Raw genomic sequence first — 10,158 nt, 5'->3', positions numbered from 1 at the left:
TTCCTTTAGACTTGCAAGAGTAAAATTTGTGTAAATTAAGGATTAAAAAAGAGTAGGCTAACTATAACAAGTTCCAGTTAAAAGAGCTATATGCTGATTCAGTACCTACTCTTTCCCTAAATAGTAACTCAAATAGAAATTCGGGATTAAAAGCCCATTATTAAGGAATTGAGTCCTATTTAATTTAATCCATTCATAACTAAAACCAAAATTATGAAAAATTCATTGACTTTTGTAGGTATTGATATCAGTAAAAACACATTGGATATTTGTTCTATAAAAGGTGAGAAGAAACTGGCCAAACGTATTGATAACAACAAAAAAGCTATAAAAGTTTTTTTTAGTGGCTCAAAGCCACAAAGTTTAAAAGTCTGTATTGAGAATACGGGGCGATATGGCCGTAAGATTATTGAAGTCTTAACCTCTTTAAATATCGTTTTTTACGAAGTAAATCCTTTGCATTTACACAAAAGTATTGGACTCACCAGAGGAAAAGATGATATTATAGATGCCTTCCGTATTGCTAAATTCCTGGAAAAAAACCACACAGAACTCGAACCACATCAAAAACCAGAACCGGGAATAGAAAAGCTGAAAGCACTTATATCCCATAGGAACCTGTTAATTAAGCAAAGAGCCCAACTCAAAGCAAAAAACAAAGAAAACCTACTGATTGCAGATCTTGACTTGCCGCAACTGGAAGAGCACGGAGCTGAACTTATTCAATTACTAACTGAAAAAATAAAACAAACCGACAAATCAATAATTGAGGTTATTGAGCACAATAGTGTATTGAAGCACCAATACCATTTAATACGTGCTATTCCTGGAGTAGGTCCTATTTTATCGTGGAATATGTTGATTAAAACAAATGCATTTAAATCGATCACAAATCCTCGTAAATTTGCCTGTTATGCTGGAGTGGCGCCATTTTCAAAAAGTTCAGGAACTTCTGTTTTTGGTAGGGCATCGGTTTCTATCTATGCAGATAAAGGCATTAAGAAAATACTGCATTTAGCAGCCATGAGGGCGATCCAATTGCCTTCTGATTTAAAACAATATTACCATCGAAAGGTAAATGAAGGCAAAAACAAAATGAGCGTCTTAAATGCTGTAAGAAATAAGATCATTCATAGAATTTTTGCCATCATAAAAAATCAAAAAATATATAATAATAACTTGCAAGTGTCATAGAAATCAGCATCAATTTTTATGGTTGGCTTACTCGCCTTATCTTCTGAAGGTAGATCACCTAAGGGGCGCTCCAGATAGAGCTTGTAGAGCTTCCAGGTAATTTCTTTTGATGACATCCAAAATGGATCTATTTGAACTTTATGTAAAGGAGCCTCATCTTTATAATGCCCAAATTCTTCAGGATCGCTCCCCATTAAAAATGTTCCTTCTGGGATGGCAACCATATCAATACTAAGATCGGTTCCGGAAATTCCCTGAACATAAGCTTTTAAATTTTCCTGGCTGTAAAACTTTAATGAAACTAGCATTAAACAGCATATTAACAGATATCTATAATTCATTATTAAAAATTATCACTGTGTTTGTAAGCTTCAATTACTGCTTTTTCCCCTTCCTTTCCCTTCTTGGAATTCCCATGCTCCATACCTACAATGCCTTCAAAGCCTTTAGAATGAATGAACTTAAAAACATTTTTATAATTAATCTCACCGGTTGTAGGCTCTTTCCTTCCAGGATTATCACCTACCTGAAAGTAGGCTATCTCATCCCAGGTAGCTTCAATATTTGGAATTAAATTCCCCTCCTGGATTTGTTGATGGTAAACATCAAAAAGAATCTTACAGCTTGGGCTATCAACAGCTTTACAAATTTGGTACGCCTGGGGTGATTCGCTTAAAAATAAACCGGGGTGATCCCTGAAATTGAGAGGCTCTAAAACCATTGTTAAGTTATGAGGCTCTAGAATATCGGCAGCCCTTTTTAGTGACTCGATCACATGGGCCGTTTGATATTGCATATTTTGCCGTTGGTCTATATACCCGGGCACTACCGTCATCCATTTTGCATTTACACGTTTAGCCACCTCTACAGATTCCCTAATCTCTTTTAAGAATTCTTCTCTCAAATTCTTATCGCCACTAGCGAGATTTGGCTTTGTCCAATAAATAGTATGCGCTACAAATACGCCCATTTGAATATTTCTCTTAGCCATGGTAGCTGCCATTTCTTCCTGAAGTGCTTTATTCCTTCCTTTCATACCATTATCTTCAAAAGCCGTAAAGCCCTCATCGGCCATAAAGTTTAACTGGTCTATAGGATTATCACCGGCATGTTCCCTAAACATACCCAGGTGTGGCGCATAGTTAAGATTAAATTTCTTTTGGTTCGAAAAGTTATTTTCAGAAATATTAGCGGCATAAGCACCAACCGATCCAAGGCCTGCAAGGGCTGATGCTGCTATATTTTGCTTTACAAAAGTTCTTCTATTCATCTGCCAGTGTATTTTCTTCATTATTCACCTCATCAAAAACGTGTGTGGCATAATTTAAATCCATTTGGTCATAAAGCTTTTTAAACTCGACTAAGCGTGCTTTAAACTCATCCCAGTTTCGCTCTTCAGGATAGGTCCATACTACTTCAGACAAAGCAGTCATCCTGGGCAAAACCATATATTCTACGTAATCTGAATCTTTCATATACTCGGTCCAAACATTGGCCTGAGCTCCTAAAATATACTTTTCTTCCCCCGCTGATAATTCTTCGGGAACAGGATCAAAAGAATAAACATGAGACACTGTAGAATTACCTCCAATAGCCAAAGGTTCAGTTTCGGGGTCGGATTGATAGTGGTCAAAATACAAATGGGTATTTGGAGTCATTACCACATTATGCTTTTGTTTGGCTGCTTCAATACCCCCCTGGTTGCCTCTCCAGGACATTACAGTGGCATTAGGTGCCAGGCCACCTTCAAGAATTTCATCCCAGCCAATTATTTGACGACCATTTTCATTTAAGAATTTTTCAATTCTTCTAATAAAATAACTTTGCAGTTCATGTTCATCTTTAAGACCTTCTCGCTTTATCACTTCCTGTGCCTGGGCACTTTGTTCCCATTCTGTTTTTGGCGCTTCATCTCCACCAATATGAATATATTCGCTTGGAAACAATTCCATAACTTCGGTTAAAACATTTTCAAGGAATTCAAAAGTTTCTTCTTTTGGAGCTAAAATCTCTTTAAAAACACCCCATTTTGTCGCCACTTCATAAGGCCCGGTACCATTCCCTAATTCTGGATAAGCGGCCAAGACTGCACGAGAATGCCCAGGTAATTCTATTTCAGGAATCACAGTCACGTGTCTTTTGGCTGCATAGGCCACAATATCTTTAACCTCCTCTTGCGTGTAATACCCGCCATATTCTTCACCATCACCTTTATAAGGATCAAAGTTCTTTTCTATCATCGTTTCTTTTCGAATAGAGCCTATTTCGGTAAGTTTTGGATATTGTTTTATTTCAATTCTCCAACCCTGATCTTCGGTTAAATGCCAATGAAAAGTATTCATTTTATGCATCGCTATAAGATCTATATACTTTTTAATAAAATCTACGGGAAACATATGTCGAGCTACATCCAAATGCATACCCCTATAGTCAAATGCCGGTGCATCTGAAATAGTTACGGCAGGAATAGCTATTTCTGCAGATTCAGCATCAATTTCAGATTGTAACGGTAATAGTTGCTTAAGTGTTTGTACTCCATAAAAAACGCCTTTAGCAGAAGCCCCTTCAACTACAACCTTTTCGTGTGTAACTATTAAATTATATGCCTCATCCCTATCAAAATCAGTTGAAATTTTAAGACTGATGCTTCGTCCTACCTCCTTTTCATTCAATTTTATTTCAGGAGCAATACCGGTCACTTCTTCAATATAGTCTGCAAGAAATTGACCTTCCTGACTTAAATCCTGGCTTACCTGAATTTTAGTATGTTCATCAACAATAAAAACCCCTTTTGAAGTTTCCATTTTTTGCGGAAGCGGAATTATAGCATAATCCTGCTTTTTATTTTCAACTTTAGCAAATTCCTCGTAAGATTTGGATGTATCGCAGGATATAATGCTCATGGTTAAAAATAAGGAGGTAATAATTTTTCTCATAATTAACTTTCTAAATAAAAATTTCGCATAAATATAATTATCAAAAAGAAAACTAAAAATTTATACTTCATAATTTTTTAAGTTTTCTTTTTGATTAAGGAATGAAGTTTTCTAATTACCTAAATTATTTTGAAGTTGGAGCGTTACTTTCAATTTGTTGGAAGGCTTTCCAGCATTGATACATAGCCCTGGGTACATGGAAGCAACCTTTCCATTTTCCACCTTTTAAAGTAAGGTGTGGCTCCCCCTGCCGATTTAAATAACCAAACCATTCACCATTTTCCTTATCCGAAAATCTAGTCCAGGCGTAGTCATGAACCTTTTTATACCAATCCCAAATTTTTTGGTCACCGGTTAAACTATAAGCCTTTGCAAGTGCTACCAGTGCTTCCAGATGCACCCACCATAGTTTTTGATCCCATTCCAGCTGTTGAGGAGGATATCCTTTCACATCAAGAAAATAGAAGATTCCGCCATATTCGTTGTCCCAACCAAACTCCAGGGTATTTAAAACTACCTGTATGGCTTTGTCCAATAATTTCCTATCATTTTTTCTTTTCGCAATATCCATCATAAACCACATAGCCTCAATACCGTGCCCCGGATTTATAAGGCGACCTTCAAAACTATCTGAAAATGAACCATTAGGATTTAAGTTTTCGTAGATAAGTCCGTCTTTCTGAAGAAAAATATCCATCACTTCCGTAACGCTATCATCAATTCGCCTGTTTACCTCTTCTTCAGGCAAAACAGATTCCAGTTCTAAAACAAGGTTCGATAAAATCATAGGCAGGGAAAAATTTCGCAAGGCTCTGTTTCCGGTAGATTTTTCGTATTTACCCTTTGGATTGTTACGGCGTTCCAGAATATTATAGTACGTTTTTCTTGCCAATTCTTCAATTTGCTTATCCCCGGTGGCTTTTGCATATTGCCCAAATGCCATGGTGGCAAAGCAGTCAGAAAAGATGTTGTAGGGCGAAATAAGCGGCTCACCTTCACGGGTTAAGGAAAAATAGAAATTTCCATTTTCATCCATTCCGTGTTTACATAAAAAATCGATACCATTTTTGGCAATTTCGAGCCATTGCTCATTTTGAGCAAGATTGTTGTACAAATAAGAATACATCCAGGCTTGTCTTCCCTGAAGCCAAACAAACTTATCTGTATCATAAACTTTACCTTCCCTGGTTAGACAGGAAAAATAACCTCCAAAATCTTTATCAATTGAATTTTTACTCCAAAAAGGAATAACATTTTCTAAAAGTGCAGTCTTATATAAATTTGATCTCATAACATATGTATAACATAATACGAATATAAAAATTAGTTATATCTTTATTATTTTATTATCTTATTTTTTATAAAATATTTTTATTTCTTAGTCTTTTCGGGATATTTGCAAACTATGAAGAATTTAAAACCAATTGATACGCTTTCCCTTGTTGATAAAGTGGAAATACGGCTATTAGAATTTTTTAAAAATAATAACTTAAAACCTGGAGATCCTATCCCGAAAGAGCTGGAATTTTCGGAATCTCTGGGTGTTAGTCGAACGGTGATAAGAGAAGCCCTATTGAGGTTAAGAACTCTGGGACTGGTAGAATCTAAAAAACACCGGGGTATGGTACTTACAGAGCCCGATATTATAAATAATTTTTCCCGTGTCTTGGACCCCAGCCTTCTTGGCACAGGTATTTTAAAAAACCTTTTTGAACTACGACTGATTTTGGAGATGGGAATGGCAGATTTTCTATTTGAAAGAAAAAACCAAAAAGACCTGGATGAACTGGAAGAGATTGTTGTAAGAGAAGAGGAAGAAGAACAAGAATTGGACAAAAGTTATTTTAGCCTGGATAAAGAAATAGCCTTCCACGGAAAACTTTACCAAATTTCTGATAATAAAACCTTACAAGGTTTTCAGCAATTGTTATTGCCGGTTTTTGAATATGTTCACCTTAAAAACACACCTCAGGATTTTAAACATAGATATTCATCGGGACGTTTTGTAACCCATAGAATGTTAATGGACAATATAAAGATTGGAACCCCCGAAACCTTTAGAAATGCCATGCGCCACCATTTAGAGCCTCACTTTGATTCAATTTTTAAGGGAGAAAGTGATAAAAACACTATTTCAGACGTTTAATTTTAATTTCCCGGAACAATACGCCCTGGCCTTCAGCCTGCAAACCAATATAGCCTTCGGTTAACATTTTACCGTCTTGTTTTATTTCAGGATTATAACCATTAGTAGTACCACCTCCTATTTGTGTTTTTGTGTAGGTTAAGACTATTTCGCCATTCACTTTATGGGTAACCAGGCTATCTTGCACAATCAATTCGGCCTGCACCCATTCGTTCCAGGGATACGTATTTGAAGAAGAATTTATACAATGGCGTGGATCCATTTTGCCTTTATAGAAAACTTCTGTTCCGGGAGAACACATATTTCCGGTTGGCCGCGGATTGCCGTCTTCGGCATCGGCAAGCATTTGGTATTCCACCGATATAGGCCAATCTGATCTTTTAAAATTGTTTTGGGATTCTGGGAATGAAACATTACCCCACTATTTCTAAACGTATAACCGGGAGCATCTTCCAGCCATTCTTCGGTAAAGCGATATTCAAATTTTAAATGATAATTAGAGAAGGGTTCTTTATAAAAAAGATGACCATAGCGCTCATCAAATTTTTCGTAATCTTTATAACTAACCTGAATAGCACCATCTTTTACCTGAAAAGTATTGGCATAATTGTCTCCCAACTCATGTTTATGAATTTTAACGATCCAATTATCAAGGTTTTTACCATTAAATAAATATTCCCAGGAATCATTTTTTACGGCTTTCGTGTTGTTTAATTTACACCCAACTAAAGCGAAAACGCCTATTAAATAACAAAAAGTCTTTATTCTATTCAATTTCATCTAATTTTAAAAATGGGAAATTTAAGTATTAAAATGGTTTTTAGAACAATAGAATTGACAAAAAGTTCAGCCCTCCATATATTTAATATTGATAGTTAATTAAACATAAAATTTAACTGAGTATTCGCAAACAGTATTATTACTAAAAAAACTATTCTATCCTTAATACATTCTAATAAGCCCTAATATAAGAGACCTCACAGATTTCAGTATCTGTGAGGTCTAACTTATAGCGGTTTCATTCATCGAATGGGTAAAACCGATATATAAAGTTCTTATTTATCGGTTAACCAATCTAAAGAAAAGCTTGTAAAGAGATTTCTGGTATAATTATCGGCTTCAAAAAACACACCAATTTCCCCGTTTTCCAGCACGGTTAAATCTGAGTAAGCTGCAGCCCCCTCATAGATAGTTTTTGCCTCGCTCCAGGTTTCCCCTTCATCATAACTAATGCGAACACTTAAGTTCTCCCTGGAATCGGCACTATTAGAGTTTGAAAAAAGCAGTCTGTTTTTTGCATCAGCCCCTTCATGACTGTACCTAATAATACTGGCGTTATTTCCCGGATCGGTTAATTTAGTTTCGGCGCGGGTTTCCCAGGTTTCACCTTTATCTTCAGAGATATGCACATAACGGTGAGCTTCTCCGGTATTAACCCGGGCATTAATCATATACCTACCGTCTGCGAGTTCTATTACTTTAGATTCATCGGCAGGCTTTATAGGTGTATCTATTAAAAACCAGGTTTTACCATGGTCATCACTACCAAATAAATGCAAGCCGTTATCAAGGTTTACCAGGGTATGCAACAACCTTCCAGAACTAGTTTGTGTTCCCCTACCCGATGTAATAAACTTAAAATCTTTATGCCATTCCTCTTTGGCAATCTGGTTGGTAATATCTCTGGGTTCACTCCAGGTTTCACCGTTGTCTTTACTGCTAACTACGTGTAAATAATAAACATTATGCTCATTTTCCAAATCCATAAAATTATAGAACATGAACATTTCGCCAGTTTCTTCATCTACAATCATAGAAGGATCTGATGCCGATTCTCCTTCGGGGAAATTCACAACGGTTTCAATATCACTCCATGTTTTACCATTATCGGTACTTCTGCGCTGAACAATATTTATGTCTTTACTACCTCTTAAATCGGCACAGGAAGGCACGCGTTCGTCTATGGCAGCTATAAGGTCTCCATTAGGCGCGGTTATTAAAGATGGAATACGGTAACAAGCAATATCTTCTTTATTTGTGGCATTAAATAAGTCTGTAAAGACCAATTCCTTTTCTTTAGCCTCTTTTACTTCCTCTACTTCTTTTTCTTTTTCATTATTATTACTCTTGCAACTCTGTAAAAAGCCACTTAATACTAATAGTACTACTAATTTTTTCATTTTTAATCAATTTAATTTAATCTATACTAGCGGTTTAATGCTCAGAAGCCCGCCTCTGGTTATTAATTTAAAATATATAATAAAACACTTATAGGCACGGCTACGAGATAATTTACTAATTTAATTATAAAAGGCCGCCAAAGCGGCCTTTTACTGCTAACAAACAAATAATAAACATGGGGTTAATTATTATTCATAGCCTTCAGTCTGTTCCAGTAGTGGATTTCTACCTATCATATCTAAGGTAATTGGCAATTTCAACTTATATTCATCGCCCTCATCCAGAAACTCAACATTATCTATCACGTATTGATCACCGGCTCTTCTCAAATCCCACCATCTTTTTCCTTCAGCTATAAATTCAACATAACGTTCATTCAGAATAGCTTCGGTATTCTCTGCTTTAGATCCATTTGAATAAGCGTGAATTGCTGGATCGTAATCATCTCCATAGGCTCTTTCCCTAATTAGATTTATTTCTGAAGATGGATCCTCACCTAAATAATTTTTAGCTTCTGCCATTAGTAAAACCACATCGGCATACCTATACACAGGGATATCGCTATCAAAAATTCTAACACTTCCATCTACACGTCCTAAAAACTTATTTAAGACTGAACCAAAATATTTATTGGCATTATAGTTAGGATAACCTGCCCCGTTATTAGAATCGCTGTACAGTCTTATAAAAGTTTGATCTTTTCTGGCATCCAGATTGTCATCAGACAATAAAAGTGTTTTTTCACTGGGGCCATAACGGTTAGAACCGGCTATAATAAAGCCTTCCATAGAATTTCCATCTTCATCAAACTGTGGCCAAATTTCGGTACTTCTTCCGGTAAAGGCGTTATAGAAATTCCCGGCCTCATCTTCGGCGTATTGAATAGCAAAAATAAACTCACTATTGTTTTCGTTATCTGCTCCCCATAGGTCGGTATAGCTTTCAACCAAACCAACATTAGCTATTTGCCCCACCTGCTCCAGGGCATTTTTAGCTTCGGTAAAATCAGTGTTACCACCACCAAGCAAATTACCAGACCAGATATATGCATCTCCTTTTAAAGTTAAGGTAGCAGCTTTAGACCAATAATTTTTGTTACCATTCCAGAAGGATGCATCATCGCCAAAAGCATCTAAAGATCGTTGTATATCGGCTTTTATAAACTGCATCACTTCTTCTTCTGAAGATCGTCCTTTACTCAATCCATCGGGCGATGTTGTACTCAATATTTCCTCACTAATTGGTACAGGCCCCCAGGTTTTTAATAAGGTATAATAGTAATATGCCCTTAAGCCATAAGCCTGGCCCAACATATGTTCTTTATCTTCTGGATTATTAAATTCTATATTAGGAACATTTTGAATAAAGTCATTCAACTTATGAATTCTAGAATAAAAACCACCCCAACCTCCAAAGGGAGCTGTAGAAACGGTAATATTAGACTCTATAAGGTCCTGATAAAAGGGAGATTCAAAGGTTTGACCTCCCCAAACATCACTCCTAATGGCTCCCAATACCCAAAAGGTATTTGCAGCACCTCTAAAAGTACCGTAGAGTCCTGAATGTGCTGCTCGAGCTCCATTTTCACTTTCCCAAAAGCCATTATAGGTAAGTTCACTTGGCGCATCAATCTCTAATTGACTATCACAAGAACTTAGCACAAATAAGGCTAAAACTATATATATAAATTTCATCTTGATA

General features: G+C 36.3%; 10 protein-coding genes. 2 read left to right on the top strand and 8 right to left on the bottom strand.

The window, feature by feature from the left end:
- The first annotated feature begins 213 nt into the window (after window positions 1–213).
- Window positions 214–1,194 (top strand): IS110 family RNA-guided transposase, encoded by a 981-nt coding sequence (locus I6U49_RS08765; protein ID WP_198627550.1) that lies wholly within the window; start codon window positions 214–216, stop codon window positions 1,192–1,194.
- On the opposite strand, the gene I6U49_RS08760 is transcribed toward I6U49_RS08765, so the two are convergent.
- The 4 genes from I6U49_RS08760 to I6U49_RS08745 form a co-directional block, all read right to left on the bottom strand.
- Window positions 1,158–1,502 (bottom strand): formylglycine-generating enzyme family protein, encoded by a 345-nt coding sequence (locus I6U49_RS08760; RefSeq protein WP_198628387.1) that lies wholly within the window; start codon window positions 1,500–1,502, stop codon window positions 1,158–1,160. The two genes, I6U49_RS08765 and I6U49_RS08760, sit on opposite strands and share 37 nt — an antisense overlap.
- 35 nt (window positions 1,503–1,537) lie before the next feature.
- The gene (locus tag I6U49_RS08755; protein WP_198628386.1) at window positions 1,538–2,464 is read right to left on the bottom strand and encodes a hydroxypyruvate isomerase family protein; all 927 of its coding nucleotides are present in this window, start codon (window positions 2,462–2,464) and stop codon (window positions 1,538–1,540) included.
- A complete protein-coding gene (locus I6U49_RS08750) occupies window positions 2,457–4,130 on the bottom strand; it encodes a beta-N-acetylhexosaminidase (RefSeq protein WP_198628385.1) in 1,674 nt (557 codons plus the stop codon). Before I6U49_RS08750 ends, I6U49_RS08755 begins: the two co-directional genes overlap by 8 nt.
- Before the next feature lie 124 nt (window positions 4,131–4,254).
- Window positions 4,255–5,421, bottom strand: coding sequence for an AGE family epimerase/isomerase (locus I6U49_RS08745; protein WP_198628384.1), 1,167 nt, complete (start codon window positions 5,419–5,421; stop codon window positions 4,255–4,257).
- A gap of 114 nt (window positions 5,422–5,535) precedes the next feature.
- On the opposite strand from I6U49_RS08745, the gene I6U49_RS08740 reads away from it, so the two are divergent.
- Window positions 5,536–6,276 (top strand): FadR/GntR family transcriptional regulator, encoded by a 741-nt coding sequence (locus tag I6U49_RS08740; protein ID WP_198628383.1) that lies wholly within the window; start codon window positions 5,536–5,538, stop codon window positions 6,274–6,276.
- Here the strand turns inward: I6U49_RS08740 and I6U49_RS17090 are convergent.
- The 4 genes from I6U49_RS17090 to I6U49_RS08725 form a co-directional block, all read right to left on the bottom strand.
- Window positions 6,260–6,622 (bottom strand): 3-keto-disaccharide hydrolase, encoded by a 363-nt coding sequence (locus tag I6U49_RS17090; protein ID WP_262894953.1) that lies wholly within the window; start codon window positions 6,620–6,622, stop codon window positions 6,260–6,262. The genes I6U49_RS08740 and I6U49_RS17090 overlap by 17 nt on opposite strands.
- Window positions 6,517–7,056: a 3-keto-disaccharide hydrolase gene (locus I6U49_RS08735; protein ID WP_262894952.1), complete on the bottom strand. Its 540-nt coding sequence runs from the start codon at window positions 7,054–7,056 to the stop codon at window positions 6,517–6,519. Before I6U49_RS08735 ends, I6U49_RS17090 begins: the two co-directional genes overlap by 106 nt.
- Before the next feature lie 275 nt (window positions 7,057–7,331).
- Window positions 7,332–8,456, bottom strand: a complete 1,125-nt coding sequence (locus I6U49_RS08730; RefSeq protein WP_198628382.1) for a sialidase family protein — start codon at window positions 8,454–8,456, stop codon at window positions 7,332–7,334.
- 189 nt (window positions 8,457–8,645) lie between these two features.
- Window positions 8,646–10,151: a RagB/SusD family nutrient uptake outer membrane protein gene (locus I6U49_RS08725; RefSeq protein WP_198628381.1), complete on the bottom strand. Its 1,506-nt coding sequence runs from the start codon at window positions 10,149–10,151 to the stop codon at window positions 8,646–8,648.
- Window positions 10,152–10,158: the final 7 nt, after the last annotated feature.

The organism is Salegentibacter maritimus, from assembly GCF_016236915.1.
GTDB lineage: Bacteria > Bacteroidota > Bacteroidia > Flavobacteriales > Flavobacteriaceae > Salegentibacter > Salegentibacter maritimus.
This window is presented reverse-complemented; position numbering and strand designations above follow the sequence as displayed.

Excerpts from the sequence above, each read along its gene's own strand:
- I6U49_RS08740 (WP_198628383.1), top strand. The coding sequence starts at position 5,536 with ATGAAGAATTTAAAACCAATTGATACGCTTTCCCTTGTTGATAAAGTG.
- I6U49_RS08745 (WP_198628384.1), bottom strand. The coding sequence starts at position 5,421 with ATGAGATCAAATTTATATAAGACTGCACTTTTAGAAAATGTTATTCCT.
- I6U49_RS08730 (WP_198628382.1), bottom strand. The coding sequence starts at position 8,456 with ATGAAAAAATTAGTAGTACTATTAGTATTAAGTGGCTTTTTACAGAGT.
- I6U49_RS08750 (WP_198628385.1), bottom strand. The coding sequence starts at position 4,130 with ATGAGAAAAATTATTACCTCCTTATTTTTAACCATGAGCATTATATCC.
- I6U49_RS08755 (WP_198628386.1), bottom strand. The coding sequence starts at position 2,464 with ATGAATAGAAGAACTTTTGTAAAGCAAAATATAGCAGCATCAGCCCTT.
- I6U49_RS08760 (WP_198628387.1), bottom strand. The coding sequence starts at position 1,502 with ATGCTAGTTTCATTAAAGTTTTACAGCCAGGAAAATTTAAAAGCTTAT.
- I6U49_RS08725 (WP_198628381.1), bottom strand. The coding sequence starts at position 10,151 with ATGAAATTTATATATATAGTTTTAGCCTTATTTGTGCTAAGTTCTTGT.
- I6U49_RS08765 (WP_198627550.1), top strand. The coding sequence starts at position 214 with ATGAAAAATTCATTGACTTTTGTAGGTATTGATATCAGTAAAAACACA.
- I6U49_RS08735 (WP_262894952.1), bottom strand. The coding sequence starts at position 7,056 with ATGAAATTGAATAGAATAAAGACTTTTTGTTATTTAATAGGCGTTTTC.
- I6U49_RS17090 (WP_262894953.1), bottom strand. The coding sequence starts at position 6,622 with ATGCTTGCCGATGCCGAAGACGGCAATCCGCGGCCAACCGGAAATATG.